Source organism: Bradyrhizobium sp. USDA 3262, from assembly GCF_054060035.1.
Genome location: NZ_JBSSCT010000001.1, coordinates 1,175,931 through 1,193,225 on the forward strand (window position 1 = coordinate 1,175,931; position 17,295 = coordinate 1,193,225).

15 protein-coding genes are annotated in these 17,295 nt (G+C 64.6%); 6 read left to right on the plus strand and 9 right to left on the minus strand.

Annotation, left to right across the window (positions count from 1 at the left end; translation table 11 throughout):
• The first annotated feature begins 184 nt into the window (after positions 1-184).
• From ACVWYP_RS05495 to ACVWYP_RS05505, 3 genes are all read left to right on the plus strand, one after another.
• Positions 185-817 carry a DUF2865 domain-containing protein gene (locus tag ACVWYP_RS05495; RefSeq protein ID WP_304498012.1) on the plus strand — a complete coding sequence of 211 codons (633 nt, stop codon included), beginning with the start codon at positions 185-187 and terminating at the stop codon, positions 815-817.
• 268 nt (positions 818-1,085) lie between these two features.
• Positions 1,086-2,363 (plus strand): PQQ-dependent sugar dehydrogenase, encoded by a 1,278-nt coding sequence (locus ACVWYP_RS05500; RefSeq protein ID WP_304498013.1) that lies wholly within the window; start codon positions 1,086-1,088, stop codon positions 2,361-2,363.
• A gap of 195 nt (positions 2,364-2,558) precedes the next feature.
• On the plus strand, positions 2,559-3,140 hold the full coding sequence (locus tag ACVWYP_RS05505) for a c-type cytochrome (RefSeq protein WP_304498014.1): 582 nt from the start codon (positions 2,559-2,561) through the stop codon (positions 3,138-3,140).
• 147 nt (positions 3,141-3,287) lie between these two features.
• Here ACVWYP_RS05505 and panE read toward each other — a convergent pair whose 3' ends face one another.
• The 4 genes from panE to ACVWYP_RS05525 form a co-directional block, all read right to left on the minus strand.
• Entirely contained in the window at positions 3,288-4,208 is a 921-nt protein-coding gene (gene panE / locus ACVWYP_RS05510) for a 2-dehydropantoate 2-reductase (RefSeq protein ID WP_304498015.1), read from the minus strand.
• A 115-nt stretch (positions 4,209-4,323) separates the two neighbouring features.
• Positions 4,324-4,929 carry a 2-hydroxychromene-2-carboxylate isomerase gene (locus ACVWYP_RS05515; RefSeq protein WP_038382800.1) on the minus strand — a complete coding sequence of 202 codons (606 nt, stop codon included), beginning with the start codon at positions 4,927-4,929 and terminating at the stop codon, positions 4,324-4,326.
• A 110-nt stretch (positions 4,930-5,039) separates the two neighbouring features.
• On the minus strand, positions 5,040-6,338 hold the full coding sequence (locus ACVWYP_RS05520) for an MATE family efflux transporter (protein WP_304500443.1): 1,299 nt from the start codon (positions 6,336-6,338) through the stop codon (positions 5,040-5,042).
• Positions 6,339-6,629: 291 nt separating this feature from the next.
• Positions 6,630-7,217 (minus strand): DUF2239 family protein, encoded by a 588-nt coding sequence (locus ACVWYP_RS05525; protein WP_304498016.1) that lies wholly within the window; start codon positions 7,215-7,217, stop codon positions 6,630-6,632.
• 119 nt (positions 7,218-7,336) lie between these two features.
• On the opposite strand from ACVWYP_RS05525, the gene ACVWYP_RS05530 reads away from it, so the two are divergent.
• Together ACVWYP_RS05530 and ACVWYP_RS05535 are read left to right on the plus strand one after the other, a co-directional pair.
• Positions 7,337-8,002: a glutathione S-transferase family protein gene (locus ACVWYP_RS05530; RefSeq protein ID WP_304498017.1), complete on the plus strand. Its 666-nt coding sequence runs from the start codon at positions 7,337-7,339 to the stop codon at positions 8,000-8,002.
• A 114-nt stretch (positions 8,003-8,116) separates the two neighbouring features.
• Entirely contained in the window at positions 8,117-8,452 is a 336-nt protein-coding gene (locus tag ACVWYP_RS05535; RefSeq protein WP_304498018.1) for a GIY-YIG nuclease family protein, read from the plus strand.
• 17 nt (positions 8,453-8,469) lie between these two features.
• On the opposite strand, the gene ACVWYP_RS05540 is transcribed toward ACVWYP_RS05535, so the two are convergent.
• From ACVWYP_RS05540 to ggt, 4 genes are all read right to left on the minus strand, one after another.
• Positions 8,470-9,409 (minus strand): IS630 family transposase gene (locus ACVWYP_RS05540; protein ID WP_370143840.1). Its coding sequence is split into 2 segments (ribosomal slippage): positions 8,470-9,072 and positions 9,074-9,409, totalling 939 coding nucleotides; the frame shifts between segments, so codons are not numbered across the junction.
• 90 nt (positions 9,410-9,499) lie between these two features.
• Complete coding sequence (locus tag ACVWYP_RS05545; protein WP_304498019.1) at positions 9,500-10,375, minus strand: SDR family oxidoreductase; 876 nt, start codon at positions 10,373-10,375, stop codon at positions 9,500-9,502.
• A 178-nt stretch (positions 10,376-10,553) separates the two neighbouring features.
• Complete coding sequence (locus ACVWYP_RS05550) at positions 10,554-11,852, minus strand: MFS transporter (RefSeq protein WP_028342046.1); 1,299 nt, start codon at positions 11,850-11,852, stop codon at positions 10,554-10,556.
• 325 nt (positions 11,853-12,177) lie between these two features.
• Entirely contained in the window at positions 12,178-13,923 is a 1,746-nt protein-coding gene (gene ggt / locus ACVWYP_RS05555; RefSeq protein ID WP_304498020.1) for a gamma-glutamyltransferase, read from the minus strand.
• A 126-nt stretch (positions 13,924-14,049) separates the two neighbouring features.
• On the opposite strand from ggt, the gene ACVWYP_RS05560 reads away from it, so the two are divergent.
• The gene (locus ACVWYP_RS05560) at positions 14,050-15,429 is read left to right on the plus strand and encodes an MFS transporter (protein WP_304500444.1); all 1,380 of its coding nucleotides are present in this window, start codon (positions 14,050-14,052) and stop codon (positions 15,427-15,429) included.
• Between the two features lie 136 nt (positions 15,430-15,565).
• On the opposite strand, the gene purH is transcribed toward ACVWYP_RS05560, so the two are convergent.
• Complete coding sequence (gene purH / locus ACVWYP_RS05565; RefSeq protein WP_304498021.1) at positions 15,566-17,158, minus strand: bifunctional phosphoribosylaminoimidazolecarboxamide formyltransferase/IMP cyclohydrolase; 1,593 nt, start codon at positions 17,156-17,158, stop codon at positions 15,566-15,568.
• Positions 17,159-17,295 lie beyond the last annotated feature (137 nt).

Sequence of the window (17,295 nt, forward strand, 5' to 3'; positions counted from 1 at the left end):
CAAGATGCCGCGGCCCGCCGCGGCGGTTTCCGGCTTTTGTTTACCGACAAACGATGCATTCTCAAAACTGATAGAAATCTGTGGTTGTGTTGGCGTTGGAATGGTTGCGGCCGGTTTTGCCGGCGCGGCAAGCGCGTGAACGATGTCGATCAGTTGGAAGCCAGCTCCTGGGTTGAAGCGCCGCTTGGCTCGCGCAAACGTTGCTGCGCTGGTCGTGCTCGTCGGCGCCTGGACATGTTCGGGCGCATCGGCGCAGCAATTGCCGAGCGACTCGGCGTATGCCCCGGCGCCCAGCTTCTCTCCTACGCCTGGCTTTGGCTTTGGGTCGGCGCCTGACTTCGAGGCGGCCGAACGGCCCCGAGCGCGGGTCTACATCACGACGCGGTCGGGCGGCCGGCAAAACTTCTGCGTCAGGACCTGCGATGGCCGCTTCTTTCCGCTGCCGCGCGTGAGCGAGACGGCGGACGTCAAGGCATGCGAGGCGGCCTGTCCCGCCGCCGAGGTGAAGCTGTACTCCGGCTCCGATATCGACAGCGCCAGAACCGAAGCGGGCGAGACCTACAAGACGCTTGCAAATGCATTCCGCTTCCAGCGCGAGATGGTGCCGCAATGCTCGTGCAGCGCCGGCGCGTCGACCGGCCTGTCGCCGATCGCGATCGAGGACGACATGACGCTTCGGACCGGCGACATCATCGCCGCCGATGACGGCTTCAAGATCGCGGCGATCACGAACGGGCAGCGACGCAGCGTGTTGTTCAGGCCGCTGTCGAAGGCCAGGGCGCAGGCGCTCGGTCTGGCGCGGCTGTCGTCGCGATAGCGGCGATCGCGAGCGTTAGCTTCATTCGAATATCACGCTGCGGTGCAGAATGCCTTGTTATCAGGCAGGCTGCTCAGGAAAATTTCGTCTCAAATCTCGTCTCAACTAGTTTTGACGCAGCGCACACCGCTCCACGCGCTTTTCAGCGTCGATGGATGTGCTACCATTTTGCCGTCTGACCTACCTCACAGACCGCCACCATCATCTCTCAGGGCGTTCAAAATCAATAACAGGCAAGCTGCAACGGCTTGCGTAGGGGAGTGACGCGATGAAATCCGCTTTCAATCGATCAATACTTGCGTTCGCGGCGATTGCGCTGCTGGCGGGGACGACCTTCGCCAATGCGCAGCAACAGACAGACAAGAATCGTGCGCTGAAGAAGTACGAGTCCGGCACCAAGGAATTCTGGACCCATCCGCCGGATGACTGGTTCCTCGGCGACGAGACCGAGGCGCAGAAGGGCCTTGCCCCGCCGTCCGGTCCGCCGACCGGCGCGTCCGATTCCGAGCTCGCGGCGATGATGAAGAAGATCAAGCTGCCGCCGGGCTTCAAGATCGAGGTCTATGCCTCGAACGTGCTCGCCGCGCGGCAGATGGCCTGGGGCGACAAGGGCACGCTGTTCGTCGGCTCGTTCGGGCTCGGCAACGTCTACGCGATCAAGGACAACAACGGCAAGAAAGAGGTCAAGACCATCCTCAAGGGCCTCAACATGCCGACCGGCCTCGCCTTCCGCGACGGCGCGCTCTACGTCATCGCGGTCGACAAGCTGATCAAGTACGACAACGCCGAGGCCAATCTCGACAATCTCGGCAGCGGCAAGGTGGTGTATGACGACATGCCGTCCTACGCGGCGCATGGCTGGAAATACATCGCCGTCGACAAGGACGGCTGGTTCTACATTCCGTTCGGACCGCCCTTCAACATCGGCATTCCGCCGACCTCGGTGTCGCAGATCCGCCGCGTCGATCCGAAGACCGGCAACGCGGAGATCTGGGCGCTTGGCGTGCGCAACTCGGTCGGCGGCGACGTCGATCCGCGCACCGGCAAATACTGGTTCACCGAGAACGCCCGCGACTGGATCAGCGACGATCTGCCGAGCGACAAGCTCAACATGATCTCGAAGATCGGCGAGCACTTCGGCTATCCCTATTGCCACCAGGGCAACCTGCCGGACACCAAGTTCGCGATGGGTCACAAGTGCTCGGAGTTCACCCCGCCGGTCTACAATCTCGGTGCGCATGTGGCTCCGCTCGGCATGAAGTTCTATACCGGCAGTCAATTCCCGGCCGAGTACAAGAACAGCATCCTGATCGCCGAGCACGGCTCCTGGAACCGGCACAAGTACCAGGGCGGCCGCATCGTGCGGATCACCGCGAGCCCCGACGGTAAGAACGCCAAGCAGGACATCTTCGCTTCCGGCTGGATCGAGGGTGACCAGGGCTATCTCGGCCGTCCCGCCGACATCCTGCTCGACAAGGATGGCTCGATCCTCGTCGCCGACGACTGGGCCGGTGCGATCTATCGCATCAGCTACAGCAAGAAGTAACGATTGAAGCAATATGAGGCTGCGGTGGCCGTGAGGTGACCGCAGCCTCATTCGCGTGGTTCGGGCACGCCTGCAAAGGAACGGACTCGTCATGCCCGGACTTGATCCGGGCATCCATCCAAACCAAGAAACCCTTTTTCAAGCCAGATGGATTTCCGGGTCGAGCCCGGCAATGACACACGGAGAAAACTGGTAATGCGCGTTGTGACCCTCGGAGTTCTGCTCGCCTCGGCGATCGCGATGGCTCCTCTTGCCAATGCCGCCGATGTCGCCGCCGGCAAGGCGAAGGCCGAAGTCTGCGCCGCCTGCCACGGCGACAACGGCATCTCGCAGACCGAGAACATTCCCTCGCTGGCCGGCCAGCTCGACCAGTACGTTCAATGGCAGCTGGTGTTCTTCCGCGCCGGCGCGCGCAAGAACGAGCAGATGCAGCCGATCGTCGAGCAGCTCAACAACGACGACATCCGAAATCTCGGCGCCTATTTCGCGTCGCTGACGCCGTTCAAGGGCGGCAAGGACGACAATCCGGACTTGTCCGAAAAGGGCAAGCAGGCCGCCGCCGGCCGCCGCTGCGCCTCATGCCATGGCGATACGTTTGCCGGTACCAAGGCGGTGGCCCGCATCGCCGGCCAGCGCGAGGAATATCTCGTCAAGGCGCTGCACGATTACAAGTCGGGCCTGCGCTCCGGTGGGGCACAGGCCGCGATGGCCGATGTCGCCTATCCACTGAGCGACGAAGAGATCACTGCGCTCGCGCATTATCTGGCGCATTTGTAGCTACAAGGTAGGTGTCGTCCCTGCGAAAGCAGGGACCCATAACCACCGGCTTCAATTGTGTAGAGAAGGTATCAACCGCGACCGCCTCAAATCGAATGGCCGCGGCGTATGGGTCCCTGCGTTCGCAGGGACGACACTGGTTGTGTGTTAAGCGCTCCGCTGCTTCTCATACGCCTTGAGATGCGTGTAGGCCGTGCGCAGCTTCGGCACCGGGATCTTGGCGGCGTCGGCGCGCAGGATCAGGTCGCCGATCACGTGATCGGCCTCGACCGGCAGCCCCGCCTTGATGTCGCGGAACATCGATGCGGTCATCGGCGAGCCCTCGGTGGTCAGGAGCCCGCGGGTGCGCTGGAAGAATGGGCCGCCCGGGGCATGGCCGGCGTCGGCGGCGATCGCGCTGCATTCGTCGAGGATGCCGAGCAGGAAATCCTTGCCGCCGGGCGCGGCCAGGATGTTGCCGACCGAGGTCCGCATCAGACTGGTGGAGGCGGCGAGCGACGCCAGGAACACCCACTTCTCCCACATGTCCTGCATTACGTGCTCGCTGGCGTTGGCGCCGTTGATCGCGGAGAAGGTCTCGGCGATCGCGCGCACCCGGTCCGACAGGCCGCCGGCGCGCTCGCCGAAGCCGAGCGACTGCATCGGCTGCAGCTGCACCACCTCGCGTTTCTCGTTCAACGTCGCGGCGATCGCGCACAGACCGCCGAGCACATGCCGAGCGCCGAACGTCTTGTCGAGCGCATCGAGATGCAGCATGCCGTTGAGCAGCGGGATGATCGCGGTCTTGTCGCCGACGGCGGGCGCAAAGGACTTGATCGCATCTTCGAGATCGAACGCCTTGCAGCTCAACAGCACGACGTCGAACTTGTCCGACAGCTTGTCGGCCTGCACGGTCGGCGGGTTGTTGAGCGTGACGTCGCCGTTCGGGCTCTTGATCACGAGCCCGGCGGAGGCGAGTTCGGAAGCGCGGCGCGGGCGCACCAGGAAGGTGACGTCGCGGCCGGCCTGAAGCATCCGGCCACCGAAATAACCGCCGATCGCACCGGCGCCGACCACGAGAACGCGCATGGGAATTTGTCCTTCTTTGTTGTTCGCTGCCCGCGGGCGAATGGCGAATGGGAGTGGCGAATAGATAAGGATGCTGTTCGACTATTCGCTACCCGCTATTGGCCATTCGCTCATCTCACTTTCCCGATACCATTTCCTCGACTTCGCGCAGCTGCTCCTTGCCGAAGAAGATCTCGTTGCCGACGAAGAAGGTCGGCGAGCCGAACGCGCCGCGCTCGACGGCGGATGAGGTATATTCGATTAGCTTGGCCTTCACATCCGCGTCCTGCGCGCGGGCGAACAGTTTTGCGGCGTCGAGGCCGGAGGAGGCGATGGCTTTGCCGGCGACCTCAGGATCGTCCATTTTCTTCGGCTCGACCCACATGTGGTGGAAGGCGGCCTCGATATACTTCTCGAATACACCCTCGAACTGGGCGGCGACCGCCGCGCGCATCAGGTTCAGCGTATTGACCGGGAAAAACGGGTTCCAGGTGTAGGGCTTGACGTTGAAGCGCTTGAGAAAGCGCTCGGTCTCGATCTTCTGAAACTCCGGCTTGTTCTTGACGCCCGCCAGCGTCTCGGCCGGCGACTTGTTGTTGGTGGCCTTGAAGATGCCGCCGAGCAGGATCGGGACATATTCGAACTTGACGCCGGTGCGCTTTTCGATCGCCGGGATCGCTTCATGGCTAAGGAAAGCGTTGGGGCTGCCGAAATCGAACAGGAATTGCGGATTTTGGCTCACGGCAGTCTCTCCCTCGGCTTGTCTCGTTTGGACTTGTTTAGCATGGACCTGCTGTCGCAGGCGCCATCAGTAGAATATGATAATCATCATGTGAGCCGCGGCGCGCGATGTCAAATCAGCCGCTTGATGGTCTGCTTGCGCCATACCAAGGCGTAATAGGCCATCTGCAGCACGAACATGGTTGCGAAGGTGACGGGATAGGTGATCCAGATGCCGCTGAGGCCGAGGGCGCGGCTGAGCAGGATCGCGACCGGCACCTCGACCACCGCGATCGCCAGGGTCGAGAGCAACAGCGGCATCCACACCGTGCCGCCGGCGCGCATCGCGCCCGAAAACACCGTCGCCATGCCGAACAGCACCATGCTCCACAGCACGATGTACAACAGCTGCTGCGCCAGCGCGAGCACGGCACTGTCGACGATGAAGAAGCCCATCAGCGGCCGCGCGAAGAGATAGCCGAGCGCGACCAGCCCGCCGGTCAATACCAAGTTCATCTCGATTCCGGTCCTGACGATGGCGCCGATCCGGGCGGAATCGCCGCGGCCGATCGCCTGCGCGCCGAAGATCGACACCGATATTGCGATCGAGATCGCCGGAAACTGCACATAGCCGATTACCTGGTTGACCGCGCCATAGGCCGCGGTGGCGTCCGAGCCGAAACCGTTGACGAGGCCAAGCAGCACCAGCTCGGCGAGCGAGACCACCACCATGCCGATCGCGGTCGGAATGCCGAGCCGCAGCACGATGCGCAGCAGCGCGCCGTTCGGCCGCATCGCGCGCAGGAACGCAGCGTCGAAGGCCAGCGCATGGCGGTGCCGCAGCATATGGACATGCAGCCACAGCAGCGTGACCACGCCCGAGACCGCGGAGGCGACCGCAGCGCTGGCGACCCCGAGCATTGGCAGGCCGAGCCAGCCGCGGATCAGTGCCGGCGTCACCACCAGGCCGATGGCGGTCGAGACCGTCAGCGCAACCAGCGGCGTCACGGTGTCGCCGACGCCGCGCATCATCGCCGTCAGCAGCAGGAATGCGAACGTTATGGGCATCGTGATCATCATGATACGAGCATAAGCCACCGCGGCGTCGAGGACGTCGGATGGCGTCGCGAGCGCGATCAAGAGCGGCCGGGCGAACAGGCCGCCGAGGATTGCGATCGCGAGCGCCAGCAGCAGCGTCACGGTCATGGTGGTGCCGGCGACCGCTTTCACCCGGTCGGGCTCGCCGGCGCCCCAGGCCTGGCCGATCATAACCGAGGCACCGGCGCTGAGGCCAATCACGAAGGAAATGAAGAAGAACATCACCGGAAAGAACACCGAGACGGCGGCGAGCGCGTCGACGCCGATCATCTGGCCGAGATAGACGCCGTTGATGGTGCCGAACAGCGACTGCAGCACGTTGCTGAGCAGCATCGGCGCGAGGAAGGCGAGGAAGGCTTTGCGCAGGGCGGGAGGGTTGGACACGTTAAAATTCCAAAGTGGTACCGAGCTTGTGCGGTTTGGTGAGTAGGTCAGGCAGCACGTACGCTGTCGTCCCTGCCTAGTGCGCAATTGCGCACGGGAGCAGGGACCCATACTCCGCGGCCTTGCTAAGGGCACGCGGCTAGTTCGACGCGCTGCAATGCTCTTCAGTGGTTATGGGTCCCTGCTTTCGCAGGGACGACATCCCGTTCGAGGTTGCTCATCCAGACTATTCAAAGCGCGTCAGTCCGCTTGATCGCTATAGGCGAGCCGGATCGCGTGATCGCGGATATCGGCTGGCCAGTCCGCGATCAGCGTCGCAAAGCGGCGCCGGTCGTGGGCGAACAGGGCGCGGATCGCATCCTCATAGTTCGGCCGGTTGCCGGCCATGACAGTCATGAAGCGATAGGCGGCGTCCTGCGCGCTGCGCGTGCGGTCCTTGTCGCCGCTTGAGCGCCGCGCCTCGTCGATCAGCTTGCGGATCGCAACCGATGCGCCGCCCTTCTGCTGCGCGAGCCAGTCCCAATGCCGTGGCAACAGCGTGATCTCGCGCGCGACGACGCCAAGCTTCGGTCGACCGGGCCCGCGCGGCGCGGTCGGCGCCGCCGGCTCCCCGTCGGGCGGAGGCGCGAGCTTCGGCAGGCGGCCCAGCACGTCGTCGACCGAGCCGCGAAAATCGATATCGACCAGCGCCGAGGTGCGGCCGTTGAACACCAGGATCGCGGCGTCCTTGCGCTGGTCGAGGTGTTGCTTGGCGGTGCGCGCAACCTCCGGGAGGTCGCCGGCCCCGATGCGGTGCTCGCCTTCGAAGGCGACATAGGCAGGATTCATGGTAGACCTCTCCGATTGCGCGACCTATTGCCCGGGTAATCATTAGCAATCACGGCGCGTGGATCTCGATTTTCGTGTTGCCGGCTGGCGCCAAACGCCGTCCATTTCAGAGGATGCCCATGCTGACGGTTCATCACCTCAACAATTCCCGCTCGCAGCGCGTGCTGTGGCTGCTCGAGGAATTGGGTGTGCCCTACGAGATCGTGCGCTATCAGCGGCAGCCCGACATGCGGGCGCCGAAGGAGCTGCGCGCGATCCATCCGCTCGGCAAGTCGCCCGTCGTCACCGACAACGGCCACACGATCGCGGAATCCGGCGCGATCCTCGAATACATCATCGCGACCTACGGCAACGGGCGCCTGATCCCGCCGGCCGATACGCCGGAGCGGCTGCGCTACACCTATTGGCTGCACTACGCCGAGGGTTCGGCGATGACGCCGCTGCTGCTGAAGCTCCTGTTCACGCTGATGCCGAAGCGCGCGCCGGCGCTGCTGCGGCCCCTGGTGCGCAAGGTGTCGAACACGGCGCTGTCGACGCTGGTCAATCCGCAGCTCAAGCAGCACATGGCCTATTGGGAAGGCGAGCTCGGCAAGAGCGAATGGTTCGCCGGCAGCGAGTTTTCCGGCGCCGACATCCAGATGAGCTTCCCGCTGGAGGCTGCCGCGGCGCGCGGCGGGCTCGAGGACGGCCATCCCAGGTGCGTCGCATTCCTCGAGCGCATCCACGCCCGCCCGGCCTATGCACGAGCGCTGGAGAAGGGCGGTCCGTATCAAGTCGGCCGGTAAATTCGCGGTCATAACAGCGGCTCGGGTTTCGATGCTGCTATTTTTTATCCGGGTAATATTGCTTTGTCAATAATGCCCGGGTATAAATAGCGTGCCTGGACCATTGGAGCCGCCGTGAAGATCGAGGACCGCAAGCAAGCCATCGCCGACTACAAGAAACGCGCTGCTGTCGCCGGCGTGTTCGCGATCCGCTGCCGCGCGACCGGCGAAGTCTGGGTCGGGCAGGCGCTCGATCTCGACAAGATCGAGAACCGCATCTGGTTCACGCTGCGGATGGGCAGCCATCGCAACGCGGAGCTGCAGCGCGCCTGGACGGCCCACGGCGCGGATCATCTCTCGCTCGAAACGCTGGAGCGGATCGAGGACGAGGAGCTTGCCTATGTGCGCGATACGCTGCTGAAGGAGCGCGTGCAGCATTGGCGCGCAGAGCTGAATGCGTTCGCGGTGTAGCCTAAAGCGTGATGGCATTAAGTTCGATAGCCTGAATTTTTGAGGTAGTTGGCACATTCCTCGGAGGTGAAGGCGTCGAGCGCGTGGCCGATAGCGGCGCAGACTGCGTCGACGGTTCGCGCGGCGGCGTTGCGAAGCAGGTGTTTGAGCTTGGCAAAGACCTGTTCAATCGGGTTCAGATCGGGCGAGTATTTTGGCAGGAAGAAGAGCTTGGCGCCGACCGAGCGGATGAGCTGGCGAACTACCTTGCTCCTGTGGCTGCCGAGGTTGTCCAAGATGACGATATCGCCGGGTCGAAGGACGGGCAGCAGAACCTTCTCGACATAGGTGCGAAAGCTCACGCCATCGATCGGCCCTTCGATGAACCATGGCGCATCGATCCGGTCATGGCGCAAGGCCGCCAGGAAGGTCATGGTCTTCCAGCGGCCGTGAGGAACCTTGGCGTGAAGTCTGTGTCCGCGCGGCGCCCATCCCCGCAAGGGCGCCATATCGGTCCTGGTCCAGGTCTCGTCGATGAAGACCAGCCGCTCAGCTTCGACGCGATCTTGATACTTTGTCCACTGGGCTCGTCGCCTCGCGACCTCGGGTCGATCGCGTTCGCCAGCCGCCACGCTTTTTTTTGAAGCTGAGCTTCTCGGCATGGACGAAGTCCCACACCGAGTGGTAATCGACCTTCAGGCCGCGACGGGCGAGCTCGGCAACGAGACCACGTATGGTGAAATCGCCGTCCCTGATCCGCTGCGACAGCCAGACTGCGTGGTCTCCCGAAACCGCCTTCGGCTTGTGACCGCCCATCTGGCCAGGCTCAACGCTGCCGGTCTCATCGACACGCTGCATCCAGCCGATGGCAGTGCTGATCGCCACCCCAAACTGCTTGGCGGCCCGATTGCGGGACATCCCGCCCTCAATCGCGGCTACGACACGGTTACGGAGATCCAGGGAATAAGGCTTGCCCATCCATGCCGGCCTCCTATCCAGCCAGCATGGTGAATCAGAAACACACTGATTTGGGAATCCCAAATCGATTCAACCTAAACCCATCCCGCTTTAGTGTGACGGTAGCGGCTGCACGGTGACGCCGGGCGGCGGCACGTCGTCGTCGGGCACGAAGAAGTCCGACATCAACGGCACCGAGGGATCGACGCGGTAGCGCTCGAAGTCGCGCATGCCATTGGCGTAGAGCACCTTGTCGTCGATGCAGAAATGCCCGGTGAATTCGCGCGACGGCCGGGTGATGATCGCGTAGGCCGCATCGCCCATGATCTCGGGCGTGCGGCTCGCGCGCATCATGGCATCGCCGCCGAGCAGGTTGCCGACCGCGGCGGTCGCGATCGTGGTGCGCGGCCACAGCGCGTTGACGGCAATGCCGGCCGATTTCAATTCGCCCGCCAGTCCAAGCACGCACATGCTCATGCCGAACTTCGCCATCGTGTAGGCGGTCGAGTGCTCGAACCATTTCGTCTTCATGTCGAGCGGCGGCGACAGCATCAGGATGTGCGGATTCTCCGCCTTCTTCAGGTGCGGGATGCAGTATTTCGACACCATGAAGGTGCCGCGGGTGTTGATACCAATCATCAGGTCGAACCGCTTCATGTCGGTTGCCTGCGAATTGGTCAGGCTGATGGCGCTGGCATTGTTGACGCAGACGTCGATGCCGCCGAACTCGGCGACGGTTTGCTCGATCGCCGCCATCACCTGCGCCTCGTCCCTGATGTCGCAGAGCACCGGCAGCGCCTTGCCGCCGGCGGCGCGGACTTCGTCGGCGGCGGTGTAGATCGTGCCCTTCAGCTTCGGATGCGGCTCCGCGGTCTTCGCCGCGATCGCGACATTGGCGCCGTCACGCGCGGCGCGCAACGCGATCGCCAGCCCGATGCCGCGGCTCGCGCCCGAGATGAACAGCGTCTTGCCTTTAAGGGATGTCATGGCAGCCTCCTGTTAGGGACGCACACTATCAGGGCTCCCTCCCCCCTTGCGGGGGAGGGTTGGGGAGAGGGGTAAGCCACACACACTGCCTTCGCGGCTACCCCTCTCCCTAGCCCTCCCCCGCAAGGGGGGAGGGGACGACCGAGCAAGCGGCGCAGCCACAGCCCTACCTCACCGCCTACCCATCCGCATGCAGCACACGCCCGCGCGTTTCCGGCAGCGCGTAGGCGGCGAGGAAGAACACGCCGTAGGCCGCCACCGCGAAGATCGCGATCGCGTTGGCGAGCGTGGTCGTGGTCGACAGCGCGCCGACCAGGAACGGGAACAGCGCGCCGATGCCGCGGCCGAAATTGTAGCAAAAGCCCTGGCCGGAGCCACGCAGCCGGGTCGGATACAGTTCGGTCAGGAACGCGCCCATGCCGGAGAAATAGCCCGAGGCAAAGAAGCCGAGCGGGAAGCCCAGCACCCACAGCACCTCGTTAGACAGCGGCAGCTGGGTGTAGAGCAGCACCACTGCGATCGCGCCGATCGAGAAGATCAGGAACAGATTGCGCCGGCCGATCCGGTCGGCGAGCCAGGCACCGACCAGATAGCCGATGAACGAGCCGATGATCAGCGTCGCGAGATAGCCGGTCGAGCCGACCACGGAGAGCTTGCGCTCGGTGGTGAGGAAGCGCGGCACCCAGAAGGTGATGGCGTAATAACCGCCCTGCATGCCGGTGCCGACCAGCGACGCCAGCAGCGTGGTCTTCAGGATCGGTCCGTGGAAGATCTCCCACAACTTGGCGGGGCCGCTGCCGGAGGCCTGCGCCTGCGCCATGGTCGCGGCGGAGATTTCCGGCTCGGTGACGTAGCGGCGCAGATAGAACACCAGCAGTGCCGGCAGCGCGCCGATCACGAACATCCAGCGCCAGGCGTTCTCCGCCGGCAGCACCGAGAACAGGATCGCCTGCGCCAGCACCGCGAGGCCCCAGCCGACCGCCCAGCCCGACTGCACCGAGCCGACCGCGCGTCCGCGATATTGCGGCCGGATCGCCTCGCCGATCAGCACCGCGCCGGCCGCCCATTCGCCGCCGAAGCCGAGGCCGAGCAGCGCGCGGGCGATCAGAAGCTGATCGAAATTCTGCACCAATGCGCAGACCAGCGAGAAAAACGAGAACCAGACGATGGTGAGCTGCAGCGTCTTCACCCGCCCGATCCGGTCGGACAGATAGCCGCCGAGCCAGCCGCCGACGGCGGACGCCAGCAGCGTCACCGTGCCCGCAAGGCCTGCGGTGCCGGGGTCGACCTTCCACAGCGTGATGATGGTGCCGATCACCAGCGGATAGATCATGAAATCCATGCCGTCGAGCGTCCAGCCCGACGCGCAGGCCCAGAACGTGCGCCGCTCCTGCAGGTTCATGTCGCGATAGAAGGCGAGGAGGCTGGTATCCTCGATCTCTGCAACTTCCATCGGTTTGGATTCGGCCGTGCTCATGCGCGTTCCCCGGAGAAATCTTTCACCGGCTCTTTGCGATCCGCGGCCGGAATTACGCGGACCGCCAATCTATCGCGATGTTGCAGGTGGGGCAAAGGCGGGTTTGCGCGGCCCTTAGAATGGGATGAAGTTAGATTGAATCGGATTGGCCCCAAGCACGCTCACCTCTCCCCGACGGGGAGAGGTCGATTTGCGCAGCAAATCGGGTGAGGGGCTGCGGCTCCAACGAGAGAGCGGAACCCCTCACCCGGCGCTACGCGCCGACCTCTCCCAAGGGAGAGGTGAGCCTCCACCGCCACTCCGGCTCAACCGATCCCATCATGCTTTAGTATCCCGCGGCCTCGGAGCCGCGCGTGCGCGGATCGGGCGCGCCGAGCAGACCGTTGGTCGTAACGAGGATCGAGTTCGCGGAGGAGTAGCCGAGCGGCTCGACCAGTTTGTGGCCCTTGGCTTTCAGCTCGGTCAGCACCGCGTCGGGAAAACCGCGCTCGATCCGGACCTCGTCGGGCAGCCATTGATGGTGCATGCGGGGCGCGGCGACCGCGGCCGCGACGTCCATCTTGTAGTCGATCACGTCGACGATGATCTGCGTCACGGCGGAGATGATGCGGCTGCCGCCGGGCGAGCCCGTCACCAGCACCGGCTTGCCGTCTTTCAGCACGATGGTCGGCGACATCGACGACAGCGGGCGCTTGCCGGGCCCCGGCAGATTGGCCTCGAAGCCGACCAGGCCGAAAGCATTGGAGGCGCCGGGCGCGGCGGTGAAATCGTCGAGTTCGTTGTTCAGCAGCACGCCGGTGCCGTCGGCGACGAGGCCGACGCCGTAGGGGAAGTTCAGCGTATAGGTGTTGCTGACGGCGTTGCCGCCGGCGTCGACGACCGAATAATGCGTGGTGTTGTCGCCCTCGCGCGGTTGCTTCGCGTTGCGCACATCGGTCCAGGGCGTGGCGCGGGCGATGTCGATGGTGGCTCGCTGTTTGGCGGCATAGTCCTTGTCGATCAAGAGCTGCGTCGGCGCGTCGACGAAAGCGGGATCGCCGAGATAGCGCGCGCGATCGGCATAGGCCCGCTTCATCGCCTCGATCATCACATGCAGCGAGGCGGCCGAGCCCTGCTTCATGTCGGACATCGGAAAGCCTTCGAGGATGTTGAGGATCTCGAGCAGCACGACGCCGCCGGAGGAGGGTTGCGGCATCGACACGATGTCGTAGCCGCGATAGCTGCCGCGGATCGGCGTGCGGATCACCGGCTGGTAGGATTTCAGATCCTCGAGGGTGAAGATGCCGCCGGCATTCCTGATGCCGCTGACAAGCTTCTCGGCGACGGCGCCTTGGTAGAAGCCGCGCGGGCCTTGTTCGGCAATATCAGTCAATACGCCGGCGAGATCGCCCTGGATCAGCCGGTCGCCCTCGCGCAGCGGCGTGCCGTCGGCGTGCGAGAACGTCTTGGCCGAATTCGGCCAGCGCGACATGCGGCGATACATGTCGTTCAGGGTGTCGGATGTGTCGTCGGTGACGATGAAGCCGTCGCGCGCGAGGTCGATCGCGGGCTTGAGGATCTGCGCCAGCGTGAACTTGCCGGAGCCGTATTTCTCCAGCGCCAGCGCGAGGCCCGCGACCGTGCCGGGCGCGCCGATCGCGAGCGCGGAGTTGCGCGACTTGTCGGGATCGGGCTTGCCGTCGGCGTTCAGGAACATGTCGCGGGTCGCGGCCTGCGGCGCAGTCTCGCGATAGTCGATCGCGACATCCTCATTGCGGCCGGCGAGATGGATCACCATGAAACCGCCGCCGCCTATATTGCCGGCGCGCGGATAGGTCACCGCCATCGCAAAGCCGGTGGCGACCGCAGCGTCGACCGCATTGCCGCCCTGTCGCAGGATGTCGGCGCCAACTTGCGCAGCCAGCTTCTCCTGCGCCACCACCATGCCGTTTTCTGCGCGAATGCTGCGAATCGTGTCCGCGGCTGAAGGTTCATAGAAGCGGCGCTGGACCTGGCCGAGGGCCGGCGTCGCGATACCAATCACCAGGAGAGCGGCGAACAGCCGTCGCGACATCGTTGCCGTCAGCGCCATCGAAATGTCCTGCCCTGTTCATCGCCGTATCAGTCAAACCGGCTCATGCTATATGGGAGCGGATTGGAGCGGCAAAAGCCTGCCTGTGGTTCGAGTTGGGGAATAACTTTCGCGATGACGGCAACAATGCAGACGGGCGCCGGTGACGCGAAGGCCTCCACCAAGGTTTATCCTGGCCGCTCAGCCGTCATCAGCTGGATCTTCTTCGACTGGGCCGCGCAGCCTTATTTCACGCTGATCACGACCTTCGTGTTCGCGCCTTATTTCGCGAGCTTCGTCGCGCCTGATGCCGCGAGCGGCCAGGCGCTGTGGGGTTTTGCCACCGCGGCTGCCGGACTTGCGATCGCGCTGCTGTCGCCGGTGCTGGGGGCGATCGCCGATGCCAGCGGCCGCCGCAAGCCGTGGATCGCGGGCTTCGGTGCGCTGCTCGTGATCGGGGCCAGCGCGATGTGGATCGGCAAGCCCGGCAATCCCGACATCATCCCCATGCTGCTGCTCGCCTATGCGATCGCGAGCGTCGGCGTCGAGTTCGCGACCGTGTTCAACAATGCGATGATGCCGACCCTGGTGCCGCCGGACCGGATCGGGCGACTATCAGGCACCGGCTGGGCCACCGGCTATGTCGGCGGCATCCTGAGTCTTGTTCTCGTGCTCGGCTTTCTTGCCGCCAATGCCGAGACCGGCAAGACGCTGTTCGGCTTCACGCCGCTGTTCGGTCTCGATCCTGCCATGCATGAAGGCGACCGCATTACCGGGCCGCTGACCGGGCTTTGGTTCATCATCTTCGTGACGCCGATGTTCCTGTTCACGCCGGACTATCCGACGAAGCGCCCGATGCGCGCGGCGCTCGGCGAAGGCCTGCGCGAGCTCAGGGAATCGTTGACGAGCCTGCCGAAGCAGAAGTCACTGGCGCGCTTCCTGCTGGCGAACATGATCTACACCGACGGGCTGGTCTCGCTGTTCGCGTTCGGCGGCATGTATGCCGCCGGCACGTTCGGCTGGGACACGATCCGGATCGGCACCTTCGGCATCATCCTCGCGGTCGCCGGCACGTTCGGCGGCTGGATCGGGGGCAAGCTCGATGATGCGTTCGGGCCGAAGCGCGTGATCACCGGGAGCCTCGTGATCCTGCTGTTCGCGATCGTCGTGATCCTCACCGTGAACAAGGATTCCGTCCTGTTCATCCAGGTCGCGCCGCCAGTGCCTGGCGGTCCGTTGTTCGCGGGCGCCGCCGAGCGCGCCTACATCGTGCTGGGCTGCCTGATCGGCGCCACCGGTGCGCCGCTGCAGGCCGCCTCGCGCTCGCTTCTGATCCGCCTCGCGCCGAAGGATCGCATCGCGCAGTATTTTGGCTTGTTCGCGCTCACCGGCAAGGTGACGTCGTTCATCGGCCCGCTCCTGATCGGCGCGATCACCGCGGCGACCGCAAGCCAGAAGGCCGGCATGGCGGTGCTGGTGGCGTTCTTCGTGGCGGGACTGGCGCTATTGGCGAAGGTGCGGGAGTAATCACCGCCGTCGTCCCGGCGAAGGCCGGGACCCATAACCACCGGCCATGGTTGGCGAGGGACAACTAACCCCAGCGCGCCTTCGATAGATCACGCGGTATGGGTCCCGGCCTTCGCCGGGACGACGATGGTTAGCATCAATGCCGGAAATGCCGCACGCCGGTGAATACCATGGCGATGCCGTGCTCATCGGCGGCCTTGATCACCTCGTCGTCGCGCATCGAGCCGCCGGGCTGGATCACCGCGGTGGCGCCGGCCTCGATGCAGGCCAGCATGCCGTCGGCGAACGGGAAGAAGGCGTCGGAGGCGACCACCGAACCCTTGGTCAGCGGCTCGGCGAGCTTCAGCTCGGCCGCCGCATCCAGCGCCTTGCGCGCGGCGATGCGCGCGGAATCGACCCGGCTCATCTGGCCGGCGCCGATGCCGACGGTGGCGAGGTCCTTGGCGTAGATGATGGTGTTCGACTTGACGTGCTTGGCGACGCGGAAGGCGAATTTGAGATCGCGCAGCTCGGCGTCGGTCGGCGCGCGCTTGGTCGCGACCTTCAGGTTCATGTCCTCGACCACCGCATTGTCGCGGCTCTGCACCAGGAGGCCGCCGGCGACGGTCTTGGCGGTGAGGCCGACTGCGCGCGCGTTCGGCAGGCCGCCGGCGAGCAGCAGGCGCAGATTGCGCCGGCCGGCGATGATCGAGATCGCCTCCTCGGTCGCGTCGGGCGCGATGATCACCTCGGTGAAGATGCCGATGATGGCGCGCGCCGCGTCCGCATCGAGCGTGCGGTTGACCGCGATGATGCCGCCATAGGCCGAGGTGGAGTCGCAGGCCAGCGCACGGGCATAGGCGGTCGCGAGATCGGGGCCCTCGGCAACGCCGCAGGGATTGGCGTGCTTGACGATCACGCAGGCCGCGGTGCGCTGCGGATCGAATTCGCCGACGCATTCATAGGCCGCGTCGGTGTCGTTGATGTTGTTGTAGGACAGTTCCTTGCCCTGCAGCTGGCGTGCGGTCGCAACGCCCGGCCGCTTCTCCGGCGTGGCATAGAACGCCGCGGTCTGGTGCGGGTTCTCGCCATAGCGCAGCGACTGGATCAGCCGGCCGCCGAAGGCGCGGAAGTCCGGCGCCTTGGTGTCGAGCTGCACGGCAAACCAGTTCGAGATCGCGGCGTCATAGGCCGCGGTGCGTGCATAGGCCTTGGCGGCGAGCCGGCGGCGCAACTGAAGCGAGGTCGCGCCCTTGTGCGCGGCGAGCTCGTCGAGCACAGCAGCATAGTCGTTCGCCTCGACCACCACGGCGACGTCGTCATGGTTCTTGGCCGCTGCGCGGATCATCGCGGGACCGCCGATGTCGATGTTCTCGATGCACTCCTCGAAGCCGGCGCCTTTGTCGACCGTGGCCTCGAACGGATAGAGGTTGACGACCAGAAGATCGATCGGCGCGATGCCGTGCGAGGCCATCGCGGCCGCATGTTCCTTGTTGTCGCGGATCGCGAGCAGGCCGCCATGCACCTTCGGATGCAGCGTCTTGACCCGGCCATCCATCATCTCGGGGAAGCCAGTGAGTTCGGAGACGTCCCTGACCTTCAGCCCGGCCGCTGCGATCGCCTTGGCGGTGCCGCCGGTCGAGACCAGCTCGACGCCATGGTCGGCCAGCGCCTTGGCGAAATCGATCAGTCCGGTCTTGTCGGAAACGGACAACAGAGCGCGGGTCACGCGGCGAAGCTGCTCGGTCATATCGGAAAATCCCTGGCTGTTAAGGCAGCCGGGTAGCATGGTTTTGTGCGGTACGAAACCGGTCTCCGAGGCCGATTCCCGGGAATCTATCACCGTCATCCTGAGGAGCGCGCAGCGCGTCTCGAAGGATGCACGGC